Genomic DNA, 20,038 nt, shown 5'->3' on the forward strand with positions numbered 1-20,038 from the left:
GACGGTGAAGCTTAGGGGCAGCGCGCGGGCGGCCCGCAGAGGCGAAAGCCTCACATCCCGCCGGCCACCCGCAGGATCGCCCCGGTCGTGTACGAGGCCTCGTCCGAGAGCAGCCACGCGATGGCGTTCGCGATCTCCTCGGGCTCACCGGGACGCCCCAGCGGGATCTTGGAGGCCACCCGGTCGGGACGGTCCGGCACGCCGGACAGCACGTGGATGTCGGTGCGGACGGTGCCGGGCTGCACGCAGTTGACCCGGATGCCGCGCGGCGCGAGTTCCTTGGCCAGGCCGATTGTCAACGCGTCCACGGCGGCCTTCGAGGCGGCGTAGTGCACGTACTCCCCCGGACTGCCCAGCGTCGCCGCCCCTGACGACACGGTCACGATCGATCCCGAGGTCATCCGGCGCGCCGCCTCCCGCGCCACGAGCAACGCGCCGACCACGTTGACGTCCACCACGCGGCGCAGGTCCTCGGTGCGCAACTCGGCCAGCGGCCCGACCGGCGAGGTGATGCCCGCGTTGCTGACCACCCCGGTGACCTCACCCGCCGCGTCGAACAGGCGCGCCACGTCCTCCTCGGAAGCCGTGTCCGCCCGCACCGCCGTGACCCCGAGTTCCTTCTCCAACGCCCGCGCCTCGTCCTGCGCCTGGCGGTAGCTGATCACGACCTCGTGGCCGTCGCGGACGAGCCTGCGCGCGGTCGCGGCACCGATACCCCGGCTTCCCCCGGTGATCACCGTTGTCATGCCACCCACCCTAACCCTTATACTCGGCACCGGATATACGGGAGCGGATATGACGTTCAAGCGCACGAATCCCCTGGCCCTGGCAGTGCTCGCCCTGCTCACCGAGCGGCCGATGCACCCCTACGAGATGGCGCAGACCATGCGCGAACGCCACCAGGAAGAGGTCGTCAAGCTCAACTACGGCTCCCTCTACACCGTCGTGGAGTCGCTGCACCGCCATGAGCTGATCACCGCCGCGGCCGTGCAGAAGGCCGGCAACCGACCCGAACGCACCGTCTACGCCATCACCGGGACCGGCACGGCGGAACTGCACTCGTGGCTGCGCGCCCTGATCGCCGAACCCGCGCGCGAGTACCGGCGGTTCGAGGCCGGGATCTCGATGGTCGGCCTGCTGCCGCCCGCCGAGGCGCTCGACGTCGTGCAACGCAGGTCGGCGGCCGTGGGCGAGCAGCTCACCGCGCTGGCCGTGCTGCTGGAGAAGCTCGCGGGCATGGGACTGCCCCAGCTCGCGTGGATCGAACTCGACTACCGCCTGGCGATGCTGCGCGCCGAACGCGAGTGGCTCGCCTGGTTCGCCACCGCTACCCGCGAGGGCACGGTCGGCGGCTACCCAGGCTGGGAGGACAGGCACCGATGAGACTGCTGTTCGAGGTGACCGGCGTCGTGCGGTTACCGCTGGAGGTCGTGCGCGAGCGGATGTTCGCCGACGCCGGCGAGTCCGGTTCGCACCGGCTCGTGGACCGCGAGCGGGGCGTCATCGCCCACTGGGGCGACTGGTGGTACCGCGGCGAGGACTCCCTGCACCCCCACCCCGAGGGCGCGCTGATCCGGCACCGCGTCCACAACATCGCCCGCCAGGGCAACTGGGCGCCGTACCTGGCCAACAAGCTGTTCCTCGGCCACCGCGCCCGCCTGGAGGAGGACATGCGGGCGCGGGTGCGTGCTCTGGAGGCTCGGAGCTGACCGAACACCGCCGGCGCGCCGAACACCGCCGGCGCGCACAGCACGAGGTGGACCGGCACCGTCGCGCCCTCACCACGCCGATGTCCTCGACCTGCCCGGACGTGAAGTCCTCCGCCCACGCCGTGCGCGGCTCGGTCGTCAGGGCCTGTTTCGGCTTCGCCAACTCGGTGAAGCCCGCCATGAGGTACAGGGCCGCCGGCACCCCCGACGCGATCCGCACCACGACGTTCATGACCACCGAACCCAGGCTGCGTGGGGAGACCACAGGTGACCGACACCACCGCCGTTGAGGTAAGGGTGGCCTTAGTCCTCACCCGAACGGCCGTATAGGGTGTGCAGATGAGGTGCTCGATACTCTCCGACTTCGCGGGTGAACCGCTGGCCGGCACGGCCGCGACCGCGACGGCGTGGCTGTGCCTGGAGCAGCCGGGCCCCTGGGGGCGCGACGCCCTGCTGGAGAGCCACCTCGACCCCGAACTCGGCGCGGAACTGTCCCGCCGCGCCGCGGGCACCGGCGTGCGCATCCTGCTCATCCGCCGCCCCGGCAAGCACTTCGACGACCACCTCCCGGCACGCCGCCGCCTGTACCTGGCCTCGACGAAGCCCGGCGCCTCATGGCTGGAGCAGGCCGATCTCGCCTCTCCGGAGGAGTGCCTCGAACTCGACTTCGAGGCGTTGGGCGCGGGCCGCTCCACGGCGTTCGGCACCCCGGTCGACGATCCGCTGCTGCTGGTCTGCACCAACAGCAAACGCGACGTCTGCTGCGCCCTGTACGGCCGCCCGATCGCCACCGCGCTCAACCTGTGGGAGTGCACGCACACCGGAGGGCACAGGTTCGCGCCCACCGGGGTCCTTCTGCCCACAGGTCACCTGTACGGACGCCTCGACCACCAGTTGGCCCAGCGCGTCGTCACGGAGGGCATCGTCGCCGACCGGTGCCGCGGCCGTTCCTGCTTCACCCCCAGGGGGCAGGTGGCCGAGGTCGCGGTCCGCTCGCAGATCGGCGAGTCCCGCGACGTGCTCACCGTCGTCGCCGAGACGGCCGACTCCGCGACCGTGCGGCACGCCGACGGCCGCGAGTGGAGGGTGACGCTGACCGAGCAGCCGGTGCCACCGCGTCCCGCGAGCTGCGGCAAGTCCCCGGACATCGCGATCGCCCTGGTCGCCACCGCCATCGACGAACTGGCGCGCGTCTGCCGCTGACCGGCGTTCGCCGATCGGGCGCGGGTCCGCGGCCGAGCGGTGCTCACTCGTCCACGACCGCGATCGCCCGCACCGGCATGGTGCCCATGCCCACCACCGGCATCGGCAGCGCCGTGAACCGCGCACCCCGCGCGGGCACCTGCTCCAGGTTCGTCAGGTGCTCCACGATCGGGATGCCCGCGCCCAGCAGCCCCTGGTGCGCCGGCCGGGTCAGGTCGGTGGCGTCGTCGATGTTGAGCGAGTCGATGCCGACCAGCGCGGGCCCGGCGGCGATCAGCGCCTCGACGACGTCCGCGGTGAGGAACGGGTGCCCGTGCTGGTAGGCGTCGGTGCCCCAGTGCCGCGACCAGCCGGTGTGGAACAGCACCGCGTGCCCCGCGAGCTCCGGCCCGGCCGGATCACCGATCCGCAGCACGGCGACGGGCACGTCGACGACCCGTTCCAGCGGCAGGCCCGCGGTGTCGTAGCCGCCCTGGTGGTAGTGCGCCGGCGTGTCCAGGTACGTGCCGGTGTTCGCGATCAGGTCGATCTGGCCGATCTCGAACGACACCCCGTGCGCCATCCGCGCCGCGGTCTCCTCCCGGCTGACGTAGGTGGACACGCTCGGCGGCCTCATGCCGCCCATGGTCGTCATGCCGTGGACGATGGGGTGGCTGAGGTCGACGATGCGGCGCATGCGCCCAGTATGAAGTGATCTTGCCGCTACCCTCGGCCGAGTGCCCCGGCTGATCCACCTCAACGGCCCCACCGGCGTCGGCAAGTCCACGATCGCCGCCCGCTACGCCAGCGAGCACCCCCGCACGCTCAACCTCGACGCCGACGAGATCGTCCGCCTCGTCGGCGGCTGGCGCGAGGACTTCTACGGCGCCGTCGACCTCGTCCGGCCCCTCGCGCTGAGCATGGCCGCCACCCACCTGGCCTCGGGCCACGACGTCGTCATGCCCCAGCTGATCATGCGCCACACCGAACGGGACAGGTTCGCGGCCGCCGCGGCGTCGGCGGGCGGCACCTACACCGAGTTCGTCCTCCTCGCCCCCGCCGAGGTCGCGGTCGGCCGGTACCGCGAGCGCACGCACCACATCGACCACGTCGTGGAGGCTTTGGGCGCAGAGCGGATCATCCACGACAGCCACGCGCGGATCGAGGACTATCTCACGACCGGCACTGAAGTCATCGAGGCATCAGGCTCGGTGGAGCACACCTACGCCACGCTGCTGGCGAGACTGGCCTCAGCCGGACTCCGCTGACCTCTGCCCACCGGCACCGCCGCCCGGCACGGTCGCCGAGAACACGCCGATCCCCAGCGCGTACGGGTCGTCCAGCCCCACCGTGCGCAACGTCTCCACCGGCAACGCCAGCAGCGAGATCGCCACCCCGAGGAAGTAGGCGTCCAGCAGCCCGGTGTCGCGCACCGTCGAGGGCAGGCCCGCCGCCTGCTGCAACGACGCCGCCGCCTCCGCGTTCGCCAGCACCATCCCGGACAGGGCCTCCCGCACACCCGGCCGGCGCACCGCCTCCAGGTACAGCTCGACCATCGCGAGCATCTGGGTCGGGTCGTCGGCCACCGCGCGGCGCAACAGGGCCGGGTAGAGCTCGGCGACGTCGGTGGCGCCGATGTCGGGCGGGGTGGTCTCCCGCAGGCGTTCGACCGCGGCCTGGTGCAGCGCGGTCATCCGCGCGGCGCAGGCGGTGAGGATCGACTCGCGGGTCGGGAAGTAGTTCTTGGTCGTGCCGATGGGGACGCCTGCCTCGCGGTCGATCGCGCGGTGGGTCAGGCCCCGGCCGCCCTCCACCGCGAGGATCTGGATCGCGGTGTCGCACAGGAGATCACGACGGCTCACGGTCCGGGACACTAGCAAGATCACCACCGGTGTGGTGAATCGGGGCGAACGTGCTGGTCCCGGCCGTCGCGGTGACCTCGCCGCGCTCCACCACGAGGAACAGGCCGCACACGCAGCGGACGTAGGCGACCGCGCCGTGGCAGGAGACGGCGGAGGTGCTGGGCCAGTGGCAGGCGGGGCAGGTGGCGATCATGTCCCCCAGCGTGCTGTCATGGTCTAGTGCATTTCAACCCTTACGGCGGGGCGGCCGCCGAGCTCGCCGCCAGGCTGGTCAACGCCGACCCGGCCGAACCCCTGCTCGACGTGCTGAAAGCATCGGACTACAAGCCCCTGGGCTCCCTCGACGCACGCCAGGAACGTGACGTACGAGACTGGGTCGAACGGCTGCGGCAGGTGTTCCGCGAGCCCGCCGTGGACCTGCTCAACGACCTGCTGGCCCAGTCCTCGACCACCCACTACATCTCCACCCACGACGGCCGGGCGCCGCACCTGCACTACGCCCGCGAGGACGCGCCCACGGACGTGCGGGTCAAGGCCTACACGGCGGCGGGCATGGCGGCGTTGTTCTGCGAGGACGCCGGGCGCATCGGCTGGTGCGGGCGGGAGGGCTGCGACACGGTGTTCGTCGACACCAGCCGCAACGGCAGGCGCCGGTTCTGCTCCACCAGGTGCGCGAACCGGGTCGCCGTCGCCGCGCACCGCGACCGCCGGAGCGCCTGACGCTCAGTCGGCGTGCACGCGGTGACCGAAGCGGGCGTTCTCGAACGACGACTCGCCGCCGAACGCCGCCTCCACGAAGTCCTCCCGGCCGCGGAACCACGTGCGCGCGAACGTCGAGGCACCCGCGAACCACGCCCGCCGGAACACCGCCCGGCCGCCGAAGCGCACGTCGGAGCTGTCCAGGTCGGAGCCGAACCGCGCGCACGTGAAGTCCGCACGGCCCGAGAACCGCGCACGGCCCAGCGTCACGGGTCCGGCGACCTGGATGTGCGACAGCTCGGCGTTGCCGCGCACCGTCACACCCCGCAGGCCCAGCCCGCGCGCGAACACCGAGCGGGTGAACAGCACGTGCCGCCCGAAGAACGCCCCGGCGGCGTCGAAGGCGCCCAGGAACGTCGACTGGTCGAAGCGGGTGTCACCGAGGAAGCGGGTGCCGTCGAAGCGGGCCGCGCGCACCCGGCACTCGGACAGGTCGAAGTCCACCAGCGTCGCGTGCCGCAGGTCGACGTCGCAGCCCAGCCAGAACCCCGGACCGGGCCGCAGCCGGGCGGCCAGCGTCGTCTGCAGCACCTGACGCCACCGCCGGTCGACCTCCGATCCCGGCGACGGCAGGTCCCGCAGCGTCGCGCACAGCACGTCCAGCGCGGGCTGCCGGTGATCGACCAGGCTCTCCCCGAAGCCGACCCAGTCCCGCAGCCCGTCGAGCCGCACGTCGGACTCGGCCGACCGCAGCCGCGCGGCGATGTCCTGCAGCGGCGACACCGGCGCCGGCAGCGTCACCAGCGTCGGGGTGGTCTCCGCGCGGCGCCGGCCGAGCGACGCCGCCGCGGTCAGGACAGCAGAGGTCGTGGTGAACCAGCGCGAGAGAAGCGACATGCCTCGATGATGTGACGTGGGTCATCCCGCGAGACAGTGGTGGAGTTCAACCCGGTGTTCCACGGCCGGCCCACCGGCGGTCACCCCGTCACGTTGGTCAGCCGCCGCGCGACGTACTGGTCGCCGCCCAGCCCGTAGCGCAGGACCCGGTAGGTGGTGCCGTAGGTGCCGCGCTGCTCGTAGGCGTGGTAGGCCGTCTTGTACGGGTCGGCCCACTTCTCGAAGATGACGACGTGGCGGGTGGTCTCGGTCCCCTCCGGGTCCACCACGATGTCACCCCACCGCAGGTCGCTCATCGCGATCCCGGTCGAGAACGGCCACTGGGCCAGTTCGACGGTCCGCTCACCGGGAGCACCGATCTTCGCGGCCATCGACACGAACCCCGAGCAGTCCTGCCGGTAGCCTTCCGCGCCCCAGTAGGAGGTGGTCGAGTACGGGACGGGACGGCCGTTGTTCGCGGTCAGCCACGACTTGGCGCGGTTGATCATCTCCTGGCGCGACACCTGCACGGCGTGCGCCGGGGACACCAGCGTGCTCAGGCCGATCAGGACGACGGCGGCCATCGCGAGAACTCTCATGCGGACTACTCCCATTCCGTAGATCACCTGTGGGCGCTTAGGGTCGGTTCATGGAGCTGACGGAGCTGTGTTTCGCCGGGGCCGCGAGGCAGGCGCGGGCAGTGCGCGACGGCGAGGTGAGCGCGGCCGACCTGGTCGCCGAGCACCTGCGGCGCATCGAGCGGATCGACCCGCGGCTCAACGCGTTCCGGCTGGTCTTCGCCGAGCAGGCGCTGGCGGAAGCCGAACGGGCCGACGCGCGCCGCGGTGAGGACCTGCCGCTGCTGGGCGTCCCGATCGCGGTCAAGGAGGACATCGCGATCGCGGGCCTGCCGACCACGAAGGGCACCAACGCCGCCCGCACCCCGCAGCCGCGGGACTCGGCGATCGTGCAGCGCCTGCGCGCCGCCGGGGCGGTGATCATCGGCCGCACCCGCATGCCCGAACTGGGACTGTGGCCGTTCACCGAGAGCCGGTGGGCGGGCCCGACGCGCAACCCGTGGTCGCTCACGCACTCCCCCGGCGGCTCCAGCGGTGGTTCGGCCGCGGCCGTGGCGGCGGGTCTCGCGGCGGCCGCGATCGGCACCGACGGCGCCGGCTCCATCCGCATCCCCGCCGCCATGACCGGGCTGTTCGGGCTCAAGCCCCAGCGCGGCCGCGTGTCCCTCGCCCCCGAGCCGCAGATGTGGGGCGGCATGGTCGTGGCCGGACCGCTCACCCGCACCGTCGCCGACTGGGCGCTGGTCGCCGACCAGATCCACGGCGCCGCCCCCGGTGACGCGCACGTCGCCCACCCGCCGCGCACCACCTTCACCGCGGCCGCGAGCACCGACCCCGGCCGGCTGCGGATCGGGGTGTCGCTGCGGCCGTGGGGTCCGGGCATCGCGATCGCCGACGAGGTCCGCGACGCCGTGCAGGACACCGCCGCGCTGCTCACCGACCTCGGCCACGACGTGGTGCGCCTCGATCCGCCGATGCGGGACCTGAGTGCCTCGACCCAGTTCGCGGCGCGCTACCTGCACAACGCCCACCTGGCGCACACGGGCATGGAGTTCCCCGACCTCGTCGAGGCGCGCACGCGTGCGGTCAGTGAGCTGGGCCGCCGGGTGCCGAAGCCGGTGGCGCGGTGGGCCGCCAAGGACGACGCGGCGCTCACCGCGCACGCCAACCGCGTGTTCTCCTCGATCGACGTGCTGCTGACGCCGGCGCTGACCCGCCCGCCGATCCGGGTGGGCGAGTGGGACTCCCGCAGCGCGTTCACGGCGTTGCTGGCGGCGTCGCACTACACGACGTTCCTGCCGTTGTGGAACATCGTCGGCAACCCCGCGGCCAGCGTGCCCGCCGGGCGTTCCTCCGCGGGTCTGCCGCTCGCGGTGCAGCTCGTGGGCCGCCAGCACGACGAGTGCACGCTGCTGTCGCTGTCCGCCCAGCTGGAACGTGCCCGGCCGTGGGCGGACCGGACCCCCTCCGGCCTCGATCATGCGAACTAGGATATTACGAGGACGGACTATCCGACTTCGAAACGGTCAGAATCCGCGCCGGGACAACTCGTCGAGCAGTTCCCGGTCGGCGACGTGCCGGGATTTGATGTGGTCCAGGTAGTCGGCGAACGCGTCAGGCTGCAGACCGCGTAGTTGGTGCAGCCATTCCACGACGAGTTCCTGCTCCTCGATGCCGCGGCGGGCGAGTTCGACCTCCACGATCCGCCGGTAGACCTCGACGGCGAGGCGGCTGGCGTCCTGCACGAGGTGGCGCACGAGTTCCGCGCGCAACGGCGGCCACTCGTCGGTGTGCACCACCAGCGCCCGCAGCTTCAGGTAGACGTCGAGGTTGGGCCGCGCGAAGAACGCCTCCCGGCACACCGCCACCGCCCGCTGCGGCGCGCCCCGGCGCAGGTGTTCCTCCACCGCGAGGTCGATCAGCCGCAGCGCCGCGCCCCGCCCGCCCACGGCGCGCAGTCCGCGTTCCACCCACTCCAGGGCTTCGTCGGACCGGCCGCTGTCGCGCAGCACGGTCGCGACCTGCAGGTAGTGCCAGCCCGAGGAGAGGTCCTTGGTCAGCACGAGCAGCTGCAGGTCGACGTCGTCGGTGTACTCGGCGAGCTCCTCCATGACGCGCAGCAACGCCCAGCGGGCGCGGTCGTAGCGGCCGGTCTCGCCGAACCCGATCACCGGCAGCGGCGTGAACAGCTCCACCGCGCGCCGCCGGTAGTGGGCCAGGCCCTCGTCGTCGAGTGCGTCGCCGTAGGCGGCGAGGCTCACGTCGGGTGCGTCGGGGTGTTCGAGTTGCAGGTCCAGCAGCCAGTCGGCGAGCCGCACCGGGTCGGGCTCGGTCTCGGCGCAGGCGCGGGCGTGCGTGCCGAGCACGCGGTGCGCGAGCTCCGCGAGTTCGACGCGGTGCCGGCGACTCGTGGCGACGCCGTCGGCCAGCTGGGTGACGATCTGCTCGATCAACGCCAGCAGCCGCGGGCCGGGGTCGGTGACCAGCAACGACTGCAGCTCGACCGACACGGCGGTGAGCGCCTGCCACTGCGCGGGCCAGTCGGTGGTCTCGCTGTCGGCCTCGGCGAGCGCGGAGGCGACGGTGGCGGGCAGCGAGTCCATCACAACATCATCTCGCCGTCACCTGGTCGAGTGCCACTCCTGTCGCCCAGAGGATTTAAGGTTCACCCTCGGTGTCTGAACGCCTACAGTTCCGCGAGCTTGCGGGACAGCACGACGCGTTCCCGTTCGTTGCCGCACAGACGTATGGCCTGCTCCAGCTCGGCGCGGGCCTCCTCGACCCGGCCCAGGCGCCGCAGCAACTCCCCGCGCACACCCGGGAGCTGGTGCGAGCCCTTGAACGCCTCGCTGCCCGCGAGCGCGTCGACGATCGGCAGCGCCGCCTCGGGCCCCTGGGCCATCGACACGGCGACCGCGCGGTTGAGGTCCACGACCGGCGACGGGGCGAGGCTGCCGAGCCCCTCGTACAGGGCGACGATGCGCCCCCAGTCGGTGTCCTCGACCGACGCGGCCACCGCGTGGCACTCGGCGATCGCGGCCTGCAGCCCGTAGTAGCCGTAGCCGCGCCCGGCGTCGGCGGCCTTCGCGAGCGCGGCCCGGCCCCGTGCGATGGCGGAGCGGTCCCAGCGGCGCCGGTCCTGGTCCTGCAGCAGCACCGTCTCCCCGTCCGGGCCGCGCCGGGCCGGGAAGCGGGCGGCGGTGAGTTCGAGGAGTGCGAGCAGGCTGTGCACCTCGGGTTCCTCGGGCATGAGCCGCGACAGGATCCGCGCGAGCCGCTGCGCCTCGCCGGCCAGGTCCAGGCGGATGACCTCGTCCCCGGAACTGGCCGACGACCCTTCGGTGAAGATCAGGTAGAGCACGCTGAGCACCTGAGCGAGGCGTGCCGGGCGTTCGTTGACCGGCGGCACCTCGAACGGCACGTTCGCCGCGCCGAGGGTCTTCTTGGCGCGGGTGATGCGGGCCTGCACGGTCGCGGTCGGCACGAGGAACGCGCGGGCGATCTCGTCGCTGGTCAGACCGCCGATGACGCGCAACGTCAGCGCCACCCCTGCCTCGCGGGACAGCACCGGGTGACACGAGGTGAAGATCAGCGCGAGGGTGTCGTCGTCGATCTGGTCGGGGTCCCACAGCACGTCGTCGGGTGCGGGGGCGGGGTCGGCGCCGGTCACCGCGCCTCCCTCGGGCAGGTTGTGGGCCATCGCGGCGTACTTCTCGTCGCGGGCGCTGCGGCGGCGGAACGCGTCGATCGCACGGCGGCGCCCGACGGTGAGCAGCCAACCGGCGGGGTTGTTCGGCACGCCCTCACGCGGCCACGTCACCAGCGCCTCGGCCAGTGCTTCCTGGGCGAGGTCCTCGGCGAGGGCGAAGTCGCCGGTGTAGCGGGTGAGCGCACCGATGATCCTCGCGGAGTCGATGCGCCACACCGCCGCCACGGCCTTGCGGCCGGTCGGGTCGCTCATGGCGCCCAAACTAGATCAAACCGAGCGGTCAGAGCTGGTTGTTGGCCTTGCGCCAGGCGAGTTCCTTCTGGATCCACTCGTTGTCCTGCGGGAACTCGTCGATGGTCGGCACGCGGCGGATCTCGGTGGCGAAACCGGGGCCCTGGATCGGCGCCTTCTTGGCCCACGCGATCGCGTCCTCCTTGGTGGGGACGTCGATCAGGTAGAAGCCGTTGAACAGCTCCTTGGTCTCCCCGTACGGGCCGTCGGTGACCACGGGCGGTTCGGAGGAGAAGTCCACGACGACGCCGTTGTCGGACGGGTCGGCCAGCCCCTCGGCGGCGAGCAGGACCCCCGCCTCGATCATCTCCTCGTTGAACCGGCCGACGGTCTCGATCATCTTCTCGAAGTCGATGTCGCCGAGGGCGTCCCAGGCGCTGTCGGAGGTGGTGCGCCAGATCAGCATGAACTTCATCTCGAGTGCTCCCAGTGCGGTCGTGCGGGTCCGTTGTGGACCCTTTCACGCCCAGGTCGAACGAGCAGGCCCTTCGATCGACACGAGCCCCGGAAAAAGTGGAGCGGCCCGCCCCCGGAATCGGGGACGGGCCGCTCACCCGCGGTTCTGTGCTCAGATCCGGTCGTCGGGCTGATGCAGCGACCGGGGCTGCTCGGCCTCCAGTTCCGGCACCGGCGAGGACGCGGCGACCGGGCGCGGCGGCGTCGACAGCGGTCCGGGGACCTCCTTGCGGGCCACGGCCTCCGCCGCGGCGACGGCCTCGGCGACCTTCGGGTCCGGGGCGGTGTCGAACCAGTCGGCGATCGACTCGTCGTCGTCCTCGGGCCTGGGGCGCTGCGCGGTGTCGGTCGGCGGCTCGTAGCGGAACACGCCGTCGTCGCCGGGGGCGCCGAGCATGCGGGCGAATCCCTCGAGGGCCTTGCCGTAGTCGGTCGGGATCATCCAGACCTTGTTCGCGTCGCCCTGCGCCATCTGCGGCAGCGTCTGCAGGTACTGGTAGGCCAGCACCTCCGGGGTGGGCTTGCCGTCCTTGATCGCGCCGAAGACCTTCTCGATGGCCTTGGCCTGGCCCTGGGCCTGCAGGTAGCGGGCGGCCCGTTCACCCTGCGCGCGCAGGATCTGCGACTGCCGCTCGGCCTCGGCGGACAGGATCGCGGCCTGCTTGGCGCCCTCGGCGGCGAGGATCTGCGACTGCTTCTGGCCCTCGGCGGTCTTGATCGACGACTCGCGCTGGCCCTCGGCGGTGAGGATCATGGCGCGCTTCTCACGGTCGGCGCGCATCTGCTTCTCCATCGAGTCCTGGATGGAGGGCGGCGGGTCGATCGACTTGAGCTCGACGCGGGCCACGCGCAGGCCCCAGCGGCCGGTGGCCTCGTCCAGCACGCCGCGCAGCTGACCGTTGATGTGGTCGCGCGAGGTCAGCGTCTCCTCGAGGCTCATGCCACCGACGAGGTTGCGCAGCGTCGTGATGGTGAGCTGCTCGACACCGACGATGTAGTTGGAGATCTCGTACACCGCCGAGCGCGGGTCGGTGACCTGGAAGTACACGACCGTGTCGATGGACACCGTGAGGTTGTCCTGGGTGATCACCGGCTGCGGCGGGAACGACACGACCTGCTCGCGCAGGTCGATGCGGGCACGCACCTTGTCGATGAACGGGACCATGATGTTCAGGCCCGGCGCCGCGGTGTTGCGGAAACGTCCCAGCCGTTCGATGACGGCGGCCTGCGCCTGCGGGATGACCAGCACGGACTTGACGGCGATGGTCAACACGAAGATCGCGATGACCGCGGCGATCACGAGGGTGATCGGGTCCAACTCGTTCACATCCTTCTTGGGTTCACACCCAGGGGGTCACACGGCCGCGATGACGACGGCGGTGGCTCCCGAGATCTCGACAACGGTGACGGCTTCGCCTTCTTCGACCACGGACCCGTCGAGGGTGCGCGCGCTCCAGGTGTCGCCGCCGATCTTCACCTGCCCGCCGTGCTCGTCCACCCGCGTGACCGCGACGGCCCTGCTGCCCAGCAGCGCCTCGTGGTGCATCCTGACGTTCGAGCCGAGCTGCAACCGCTTCTTGAGCAACGGCCGGGCCGTGACGATCAGGCCCAGCGACGACACCGCGAAGACGAGCACGCTCACCAGGTCGGCGGCACCCAGTGCGGACACGCCCGCCGCGGCCAGCGCGGCGGCGCCGAGCATGACCAGCACGAAGTCACCGGAGAGAACCTCGGCGACGACGAGCAGTATCCCGACGATCAGCCAGATCAGCGCGGCCATGAGCCCAGTCATACACCAACGGGCACGTCGTGACCGGGAGATTCACCGTGCTGCGCACCGGACCGTAACGAAATCGATCAACGGGAGATGTTCTGGTCGTGGCGAAGTCGGCGAACTCGGTGAAGTCGCGCAGGGGACGGTTCTTCTCCGGACTCGCGCTGGTAGCGGCGTGCGTGGGCCTGGTGATCCTGTTGCAGACCGCGAACGAGCAGCACTCGTGGGCGAGCACCGAGGCCGTGGTGCAGGAGCGGATCAAGTCGGGCAAGAACGCGAAGGTGCGCGTCGAGTTCCCGCTGCCCGGCGGCGGCACGCACGTGACGACGCTGTCGGAGAACGGCTCGATCCACGAGACCGGCACACGCGTCGAGGTGCGCTTCGACCTGGGCGGCGACGGGAAGGTCGTGGACGCGGCCCTGGCCGACAACGACCAGGGGTTCTGGGTGATGGGCGTGATGCTCGGAGTGGTGATCTCCGGCCTGGTCGTGCTGAACCTCGTCGCGTGGACGCCGGTGCGACCTAGTCCTGCGCAACGGTGACGAAGTCGATCAGGCGCTCGACGGCGCCGAGCAGGTCGGACTCGATGTCGCGGTAGCTGCTGACCGAGTTCAGGACGCGCTGCCAGCCCTCCCAGGTCTCACCCCAGCCGAGCCGCTCGCACACGCCGGTCTTCCAGTCGGTGCCGCGCGGGATGACCGGCCACGCCTCGATGCGCACGGCCCGGGGTTTCACCGCCTGCCAGATGTCGACGTACGGGTGGCCGGTGACCAGCACGTTGTCGTCGCGGACCTGGTCGACGATCTGCTGTTCCTTGGAGTGGGCGACGAGGTGGTCGACCAGCACGCCCAGGCGGCGGTGGGGCGCGGTGCCGAACTCGCTGATGCGCTGCGGGAGTTCGTCGACGCCGTGCAGGGGTTCGACGACGATGCCTTCGACGCGCAGGTCGTGACCCCAGACGCGTTCGACGAGCTCGGCGTCGTGCTTGCCCTCGACCCAGATGCGGCTGGCCTTCGCGGTCCGGGCGCGCAGGCCCTCGACCTTGACCGAACCGGACGCGCTGATCCGCGGCTTCTGCTGCCCGGGCGCGGGCTTCACGAGCGTCACGGGTGCGCCGTCGAGCAGGAACGCGGCCGGGTTGAGCGCGAACAGCCGCTGCCGTCCGTGCCGGTCCTCCAGCACGACCTGGCCGTACTCGAACCGCACGACCGCGCCGCAGAAGCCGCTGGCGGGGTCTTCGACGACGAGGCCGGGTTCGGCCACCACCTCGGGCACCTTCCTGCGCTTCGGGGTGTTGAGGACGTCGCGGCCGTAGTCGTGGGAACGCACGCCCGGAACCCTATCCGTAGAAGGGTTTGAACGCGGCGAGCCACTCGTGCACGCGGTCGAGGTCGACGTCGGCGCCGTGCAGGTCGTAGCCGGCGTGCACGAAGTCGAGCCAGTCCACGGCCGGGTCGCCCACGCACGCCCTGGGGTCGATGGCGACCGGCCCGTTCCTGCCCTGCAGGACGTTGCCGGGGTGCATGTCGCCGTGCAGCAGGACGGGTTTGACGTCGTCGTCGGCGAGTTTGCGGGCGCGGTGGTGTTCGGTGGCGTAGTAGGTGCCGGTTCTGCGGGTCAGCACGGTCTCGAACAGGTGGTCGATCCTGGACTTGAGCGGCGGGAACCCCTTCGGGCGCGCCTCGTGCAGCAGCGGCACGACCCTGGCCGGATCGGTGGCCTGGGTGCCGGGGTCGAGGCGTTCGAGCAGCAGCGCGCCGCGGCCGAGGTCGGCGTCGAGCAGGCCGACCACCGCCGTCGTGTCGGCCCAGGCGGCGAGCGCCCTGGCCTCGTGCACGGCGATGTCGTGCTCGGGGGTGAGTTTGAGAACGGCGTTGGCGCACAGGAACGTGGCGCTGGTGCCGCCGGGCAGGTGTTTGACGAGCGTGAGCCCCCACCGGGCGGTGAGGGTGGCGACCAGGTCGGGCAGCGCGTCGATCCACGCGGTCACCTCGGGCCCGAACCGGCGGACTAAGCGCGCTCTCGCGTCCTCATCGATCACCCGGTTCAGATTAGCGAGTTCGCTCCCGACTGGCGGCGGAACTGGTAGTCCGCGAGCGCCGGCCGCCACAGCCCGAAGGCGTCGAAAGACGTCGACAGCAGCTTGAGGTCGGCGCCGTCGCCGGTGATGGCGACCTTGCCGTCGACCACCCACCTGTTGGCCGGCAGCAACGGCACCGGCCATCCCGCCACCAGCAGCCGGTCGCACACCAGCCGCTGCAACCGCCCGCCGTCGTTCTCGACGATGACCGCGGGCGTGTCGAGGTCGAACTCCCGCACCGTGGCCCGCTCGTGGTGCCGAACCCCGACGTCGGCGAGCTCCGCCGCGCCGGGCCCGATGAGGTCGACCGGCCCGAACCTGCGCGCCAGGCACGCCGCCGCCCACGCGCCGAGCCCGGCCGCGCCCACCACGACGATCCGTTCGAAATAGGTCATGTCACCGTGTCCCGCATTCACCATTCGAATGTTTCCGCAGGTCAGAACACCCCGGAAAAAGATAGGGGCCACGCCGATCACCCGTCAAACCCTTCTCGGGTCTCAATTGGGGTATGTCAATGGGCAAGGAATAATTCTCCGATGACTCCCCTAGTACGTGACGGTGATCCTGCGGCGTGGCCCGTCCACCTCGATCGCGCCGCCCACGGGGATGATGACCTGCGGGTCGGTGTGCCCGAGGTCGACGTCGAACACGATCATCGCCTCCGGCGCGTACTCCCCGAACGCCTTGAGCACCGCTTCGCGCTGTTCGCGCGTGTGGGTCGTCCGGTCGGTGTCCTGGTTGTCGAAGAACCACGCCTTGGCCCGCCCGACGAGCACCGCGGGGAACCGTTGCAGCAGGCCGCGCTCCCCCATGTTGCGCAGGATCCGGTACACCTCGGTCGCGGACGGCATCTCCTCCGAGGTCTCGAAGAACAGCACGTTGCCGTCGTAGTGCTCGGGTTCGTTGATCTCCTTGCCGGCCATCATCAGCCAGGACAGGATCTCCAGGTTCCCGCCCCACGACGCGGCCTTGACGGTTGTGGTGGGCTGGTGCCAGATCCAGCCCTGCGCGGGTTCGAGCTCGGGTTCGGTCTTGAACGTCTCCGGGTCCTCCCACGGGCTGTCCTTGTCGCCGTACGCGGTGGACTCCTTCAGCTCGTACTCGCCGTTGGTGAACAGCGCGGCCTGGAGCGAGTCCTTGGTGGCGGGGTGCATGGCGCCTGGCCTGCCGAACTGCACCATGACGCTGCCGCCGTAGAACCCCTGGATCCCGCGGTTGCGCAGCCACGTGAGGACGTTGGTGTTGTCGCTGTGCCCGAAGTAGGGCTTGGGGTTGGCCGTGATCAGCTTCTCGTCCAGGTGCGGCAGCACCGTGATCTGGTCCTCGCCGCCGATGGTGGCGATCACGGCCTTGATGTCCGGGTCGGCGAACGCGGCGTGCAGGTCGTCGGCGCGTTCTTGTGGCGTAGCGCCCATCTTGCGGGTGGCCGGGTACTCGACGGGGATGAGGCCGAACTCGGTCTTGAGGCGCTGCAGGCCCAGTTCGTAGGGCAGCGGGAACAGGCCCGCGATGCCGGCGGCCGGGGAGACGATCGCGACGCGGTCGCCGGGCTGGGGTTTGGGCGGGTTGATCAACGACATGGGTGCCGAGCGTAGTAACGGGGTGGGGTGGGGGCGCGACCTTTAGCGGTGCCGGTAGCCGATCGTTCTGGGGATCACACATGACGCACGCACGCGGCGAGAGCGTGAGCATGGTGCTGCTGACGTCGTCGATCGACGTCTACTCGATGTGGCGGGAGGGACTCGTCGATCGAGAGCTGGTTACCGACGCCGCAGGCTCACAGTTCGAGTTCGGGACATTCAGGGGCAGCAGCACCCGTGTCGCGATCAGCCAAGGCGAGATCGGGCACTTGCGGATGGAGGACCTCGGTCGGCGAGCGGTGTCCGTGTTCCGGCCGTCGGCGGTGCTCGTAGTGATTCCAGGAGAGCGGCGAGCAGCGACCGACGGCGGCATTCTCGTGGCCTCCCACGTTCACGACCAGAACCGTTCCTCGCTGGAGCTGGAGTGGGAGGCACGCTTGCTGTCACAGACCTCGTGGTGGGATCTGTTCCCGGATGACGCGGCGTTTCAGGACACGGTTCCCATCAGCTTCGGGTCGGACAACGGATTTGGCGCTGTAGCCATCACCGGCAGACTCGGAGTACCGAGTCTGAAGATCTACGGGCTTGTCCCCACCAGGCCGGAAGCCGAGAGCGCCAACCGGTCAAGGGGCATGTACGCCGCTGGGCGTTTCGCGATGGCGTTGGCGATCAGCCCACGCCCCATCCTTGAATTCGAAGCGGTACTGCGACTCAAGACGATGGGGCACGGCGACCGGGTCGCCCGCACCGACCTGCTTGCCCGTCAGGCGTACGTGGAGTCGCTCGCCGAACTGCTGTCCCATTCCCACCAGGACCCGGACCTCGGCGGCCCGACGGTGATCGCCATCGAGGGGGCCTGGGGGTCGGGCAAGAGCACGCTCATGGACATGACCAAGGCCAGGCTCGACGCGGCTGGAGCGTGGCCGGGGAGGGTGGCAGGCTGGCGGCGGCGAAGGGTGTGGGCATGGGACGCCGACTTGATGTTGCGAGGCTGGTTCTGGCGGCCGAGGCGGAAGAAGCGGGTCGCGGCTCCTCAGGTGCTGACGGCGACCTACAACCCGTGGTCAGCTCAGACCGGTGAACACGTGTGGGCCGGGCTCAACGACTGCATCGTGGCGACGGGCGCTCCGGTGGTCGCGAGGGAGTCGAGTTCGTCGTTGCAGCGGTTCTGGTTCCGCCACAACGTCGAACAACTCGACCGCAACCATGTGCAGCGGACGTTGCGCAAGCGGGTCTTGTCGCCGGCGTTGAAGCTGGGCGTGTTCGCGGCGCCGGTGCCGGTGCTGGCCCAGTTGGTGCGGGCGCCGGCACCGTTGCGCGTGTTCGGGTTCGACGTCTCGCCGGCGGACCTGGCGTTGTGGGTGGTGGGGGTGCTGCTCGGCGTCGGACTGGTGCACACGGCCGCCGGGTACTTGTTCCGGCGGGCGGATACGTTGCTTCCTGCGGAGTTGTTCGGGCCGTCCGGTGCTATGGGCGCGTTGTCGACAGCAGTCGGAGCGGATGATCCATTGCGTGATCCTCACCGGCGGGCGCGCAAGGGCCAGCTCCTCAGCGCTCAGGAGGACGTCCACCGTCTGATTCGGCAACTGGGGGCGAACGGCACGCAGCTGGTGGTGTTCATCGACGACCTCGACCGGTGTTCGCCGCGCACGACGGCGGACGTGTTCGAGGCGATCAACGGGTTCTTGAGCGAGTCGTTTCCGGCGATCCGGTTCGTGCTGGGGATCGATGCTGCGGCCACGGCCGCTCACCTCGATGCGGCCTACTCGGCGTTGGTGGTGGCGGACGCTGGTAAGGACGCGGCTGATCCGAGTCCTGGGTGGACGTTCCTGCGCAAGTTGATCCAGTTGCCGCTGCCGTTGCCGAGGGTGGCACAGGCTCAGGTGGAGCCGTTGCTCGAAGGTCTGTTGGGGACGGCTCCCGAGCCGTTGGAGATCACGGCTGAGGACGTCGCAGGGCTGCACGAGACCGCGACTGCGCCGGTGAGCGGCTCAGGCCCGGCGGAGGTCGTGGTGCCCGTGCAACTGGCAATCGAAGCGTTGGAGCACGACAAGCAGGTGCAGGCGCGATTTGCGGAGCGGTTGAAGGCGCAGCCCGAACTGTCGGTGCGGGAGGCGAAACGAATCGTCACCGTGTGGATGTTCTACATCCGTGTCTTGAACCGGATCAATCCTGAGGAACGCGTTGCCTCGGTGCGGCGAGCGTGCCACCTGGTGTTGCTCGCGGAGATCGTGGCCCGGTGGCCGGCGTCGCAACGGAACCTCCACCGCCGGATGGAGGGTGTGCACGGGCTCCGAGCGCTCGCGGTAGCCGCCGACGACAACGTGCAGTGGGAGATCGAGGTCAAGAGGTACGAGCTCACCGGCGAGAAGCACAAGCCGTTCCGCGCGGGCCTGCTGAAGATCCTCCAGGACTACGACGGCCTGGAGATCGCGGGCCTGGCCGAGCAGTTGACCTAGAACGCCGGCCAGGGGATCGCGGGCCAGTCGCCGGACGGTTCCGGGTAGACGCCTGCGGCGAGCAGTTTGTCGACGCGCTCCCCCACCGCGCGGACTTCGGCTCGGGTCAGGTGGTCGTGCAGCGCTTCGTCGAGTGGACCGTCCAGGGCGGATCTCAGGCGGCGCAGCGTCTCGACGACCGACTCGGGGAGGGGTTGGGTGGCCCAGCCCCACAGGACGGTGCGGAGTTTGGGTTCGGTGTGCAGGCAGATGCCGTGGTCGACGCCGTGGACGGAGCCGTCGAGGGCGTGCAGGACGTGGCCGCCTTTGCGGTCGGCGTTGTTGACGACCACGTCGAAGGCGGACATGTCGGCTATGCGGGGGTGGTCGGCGTGGACCAGGACGGCGGGGTCGCCGAAGCGGTCGTGGGCGTGGAAGACGGGGATCCAGCCGGGGCGCACGGAGTCGACTCCGACGATGTCGACGAGTTCGTCCTCTTCGCGGGTGTCCACCCAGAGCTGGACCATGCCGGTGCCGAACGGGCCCGGGCGCAGCAGGGTGGGTGGGACGACGTCGAAGGAGGCGGCGGAGATCAGGTAGGTGGCCACCTCGCGGCCGGCGAGGGTGCCGTCGGGGAAGTCCCACAACGGGCGTTCGCCGCGCACGGGTTTGTAGACGCACTGGGCGTCGACGCCGTCCAACGAGATCTTGCAGAACAAGGTGGCGTTGGAGGCGTCGACGAGGCGTCCCTCGACCTCGATGCGGCCGTGTTCGAGCAGGTGCAGGGCCGCTGAGGTGTCCACG

The 20,038-nt window shown here is 70.6% G+C and carries 25 protein-coding genes; 9 read left to right on the plus strand and 16 right to left on the minus strand.

What is annotated here, in order from left to right:
- Window positions 1-50 precede the first annotated feature (50 nt).
- Window positions 51-746, minus strand: a complete 696-nt coding sequence (locus QSK25_RS18970) for an SDR family NAD(P)-dependent oxidoreductase (RefSeq protein ID WP_285639904.1) — start codon at window positions 744-746, stop codon at window positions 51-53.
- 49 nt (window positions 747-795) lie between these two features.
- On the opposite strand from QSK25_RS18970, the gene QSK25_RS18975 reads away from it, so the two are divergent.
- From QSK25_RS18975 to QSK25_RS18990, 4 genes are read left to right on the plus strand one after another with little or no spacing between them, the layout of a single operon-like run.
- Window positions 796-1,383: a PadR family transcriptional regulator gene (locus tag QSK25_RS18975; protein ID WP_285639907.1), complete on the plus strand. Its 588-nt coding sequence runs from the start codon at window positions 796-798 to the stop codon at window positions 1,381-1,383.
- Window positions 1,380-1,709, plus strand: a complete 330-nt coding sequence (locus QSK25_RS18980) for a hypothetical protein (RefSeq protein WP_285639909.1) — start codon at window positions 1,380-1,382, stop codon at window positions 1,707-1,709. The genes QSK25_RS18975 and QSK25_RS18980 overlap by 4 nt, the downstream gene beginning before the upstream one ends.
- Window positions 1,710-1,756: 47 nt before the next feature.
- Window positions 1,757-1,999: a hypothetical protein gene (locus QSK25_RS18985; RefSeq protein WP_285639911.1), complete on the plus strand. Its 243-nt coding sequence runs from the start codon at window positions 1,757-1,759 to the stop codon at window positions 1,997-1,999.
- Between the two features lie 49 nt (window positions 2,000-2,048).
- Window positions 2,049-2,912, plus strand: coding sequence for a ferredoxin family protein (locus QSK25_RS18990; protein ID WP_285639913.1), 864 nt, complete (start codon window positions 2,049-2,051; stop codon window positions 2,910-2,912).
- Between the two features lie 43 nt (window positions 2,913-2,955).
- Here QSK25_RS18990 and QSK25_RS18995 read toward each other — a convergent pair whose 3' ends face one another.
- Window positions 2,956-3,588, minus strand: coding sequence for a cyclase family protein (locus QSK25_RS18995; protein WP_285639915.1), 633 nt, complete (start codon window positions 3,586-3,588; stop codon window positions 2,956-2,958).
- A 40-nt stretch (window positions 3,589-3,628) separates the two neighbouring features.
- On the opposite strand from QSK25_RS18995, the gene QSK25_RS19000 reads away from it, so the two are divergent.
- Window positions 3,629-4,159, plus strand: a complete 531-nt coding sequence (locus QSK25_RS19000) for a P-loop nucleotide/nucleoside kinase family protein (protein WP_285639916.1) — start codon at window positions 3,629-3,631, stop codon at window positions 4,157-4,159.
- Here the strand turns inward: QSK25_RS19000 and QSK25_RS19005 are convergent.
- Together QSK25_RS19005 and QSK25_RS19010 are read right to left on the minus strand one after the other, a co-directional pair.
- Window positions 4,142-4,753 (minus strand): TetR/AcrR family transcriptional regulator, encoded by a 612-nt coding sequence (locus QSK25_RS19005; protein ID WP_285639920.1) that lies wholly within the window; start codon window positions 4,751-4,753, stop codon window positions 4,142-4,144. The genes QSK25_RS19000 and QSK25_RS19005 overlap by 18 nt on opposite strands.
- Window positions 4,740-4,946, minus strand: a complete 207-nt coding sequence (locus QSK25_RS19010) for a hypothetical protein (RefSeq protein ID WP_285639922.1) — start codon at window positions 4,944-4,946, stop codon at window positions 4,740-4,742. The genes QSK25_RS19005 and QSK25_RS19010 overlap by 14 nt, the downstream gene beginning before the upstream one ends.
- Before the next feature lie 26 nt (window positions 4,947-4,972).
- On the opposite strand from QSK25_RS19010, the gene QSK25_RS19015 reads away from it, so the two are divergent.
- Window positions 4,973-5,473 (plus strand): CGNR zinc finger domain-containing protein, encoded by a 501-nt coding sequence (locus QSK25_RS19015; RefSeq protein ID WP_285639923.1) that lies wholly within the window; start codon window positions 4,973-4,975, stop codon window positions 5,471-5,473.
- A gap of 3 nt (window positions 5,474-5,476) precedes the next feature.
- Here QSK25_RS19015 and QSK25_RS19020 read toward each other — a convergent pair whose 3' ends face one another.
- A complete protein-coding gene (locus QSK25_RS19020; protein ID WP_285639924.1) occupies window positions 5,477-6,349 on the minus strand; it encodes a hypothetical protein in 873 nt (290 codons plus the stop codon).
- 80 nt (window positions 6,350-6,429) lie between these two features.
- A complete protein-coding gene (locus tag QSK25_RS19025) occupies window positions 6,430-6,927 on the minus strand; it encodes an NlpC/P60 family protein (protein ID WP_285639925.1) in 498 nt (165 codons plus the stop codon).
- Window positions 6,928-6,977: 50 nt separating this feature from the next.
- On the opposite strand from QSK25_RS19025, the gene QSK25_RS19030 reads away from it, so the two are divergent.
- Window positions 6,978-8,396: an amidase gene (locus tag QSK25_RS19030; protein ID WP_285639926.1), complete on the plus strand. Its 1,419-nt coding sequence runs from the start codon at window positions 6,978-6,980 to the stop codon at window positions 8,394-8,396.
- Between the two features lie 36 nt (window positions 8,397-8,432).
- Here QSK25_RS19030 and QSK25_RS19035 read toward each other — a convergent pair whose 3' ends face one another.
- The 5 genes from QSK25_RS19035 to QSK25_RS19055 form a co-directional block, all read right to left on the minus strand.
- Window positions 8,433-9,509 carry a hypothetical protein gene (locus QSK25_RS19035; protein ID WP_285639928.1) on the minus strand — a complete coding sequence of 359 codons (1,077 nt, stop codon included), beginning with the start codon at window positions 9,507-9,509 and terminating at the stop codon, window positions 8,433-8,435.
- A gap of 83 nt (window positions 9,510-9,592) precedes the next feature.
- On the minus strand, window positions 9,593-10,867 hold the full coding sequence (locus QSK25_RS19040; protein WP_285639930.1) for an RNA polymerase sigma factor: 1,275 nt from the start codon (window positions 10,865-10,867) through the stop codon (window positions 9,593-9,595).
- A 28-nt stretch (window positions 10,868-10,895) separates the two neighbouring features.
- Window positions 10,896-11,321: a YciI family protein gene (locus tag QSK25_RS19045; protein ID WP_285639932.1), complete on the minus strand. Its 426-nt coding sequence runs from the start codon at window positions 11,319-11,321 to the stop codon at window positions 10,896-10,898.
- A gap of 153 nt (window positions 11,322-11,474) precedes the next feature.
- A complete protein-coding gene (locus tag QSK25_RS19050; RefSeq protein ID WP_502881874.1) occupies window positions 11,475-12,680 on the minus strand; it encodes an SPFH domain-containing protein in 1,206 nt (401 codons plus the stop codon).
- A 36-nt stretch (window positions 12,681-12,716) separates the two neighbouring features.
- Window positions 12,717-13,142, minus strand: a complete 426-nt coding sequence (locus QSK25_RS19055; protein ID WP_285639935.1) for an NfeD family protein — start codon at window positions 13,140-13,142, stop codon at window positions 12,717-12,719.
- Window positions 13,143-13,240: 98 nt separating this feature from the next.
- Here QSK25_RS19055 and QSK25_RS19060 point away from each other — a divergent pair, with 98 nt between their 5' ends.
- Window positions 13,241-13,678, plus strand: coding sequence for a hypothetical protein (locus tag QSK25_RS19060; protein WP_285639938.1), 438 nt, complete (start codon window positions 13,241-13,243; stop codon window positions 13,676-13,678).
- Here QSK25_RS19060 and QSK25_RS19065 read toward each other — a convergent pair.
- From QSK25_RS19065 to QSK25_RS19080, 4 genes are all read right to left on the minus strand, one after another.
- Window positions 13,659-14,465 (minus strand): DUF3097 domain-containing protein, encoded by an 807-nt coding sequence (locus QSK25_RS19065; protein ID WP_285639940.1) that lies wholly within the window; start codon window positions 14,463-14,465, stop codon window positions 13,659-13,661. The genes QSK25_RS19060 and QSK25_RS19065 overlap by 20 nt on opposite strands.
- Before the next feature lie 10 nt (window positions 14,466-14,475).
- Window positions 14,476-15,177 (minus strand): aminoglycoside phosphotransferase family protein, encoded by a 702-nt coding sequence (locus tag QSK25_RS19070; protein WP_285639941.1) that lies wholly within the window; start codon window positions 15,175-15,177, stop codon window positions 14,476-14,478.
- 5 nt (window positions 15,178-15,182) lie between these two features.
- Window positions 15,183-15,611 carry a hypothetical protein gene (locus tag QSK25_RS19075; RefSeq protein ID WP_285639943.1) on the minus strand — a complete coding sequence of 143 codons (429 nt, stop codon included), beginning with the start codon at window positions 15,609-15,611 and terminating at the stop codon, window positions 15,183-15,185.
- Between the two features lie 150 nt (window positions 15,612-15,761).
- Complete coding sequence (locus tag QSK25_RS19080) at window positions 15,762-16,796, minus strand: S66 family peptidase (protein ID WP_285639944.1); 1,035 nt, start codon at window positions 16,794-16,796, stop codon at window positions 15,762-15,764.
- A 2-nt stretch (window positions 16,797-16,798) separates the two neighbouring features.
- Between QSK25_RS19080 and QSK25_RS19085 the strand changes: the two genes are divergently transcribed.
- A complete protein-coding gene (locus QSK25_RS19085; RefSeq protein WP_285639945.1) occupies window positions 16,799-19,255 on the plus strand; it encodes a KAP family P-loop NTPase fold protein in 2,457 nt (818 codons plus the stop codon).
- On the opposite strand, the gene QSK25_RS19090 is transcribed toward QSK25_RS19085, so the two are convergent.
- On the minus strand, window positions 19,252-20,037 hold the full coding sequence (locus tag QSK25_RS19090; protein WP_285639946.1) for an SCO1664 family protein: 786 nt from the start codon (window positions 20,035-20,037) through the stop codon (window positions 19,252-19,254). The two genes, QSK25_RS19085 and QSK25_RS19090, sit on opposite strands and share 4 nt — an antisense overlap.
- Window position 20,038: the final 1 nt, after the last annotated feature.

The organism is Lentzea sp. NBRC 102530 (assembly GCF_030269365.1).
Classification (GTDB): domain Bacteria; phylum Actinomycetota; class Actinomycetes; order Mycobacteriales; family Pseudonocardiaceae; genus Lentzea.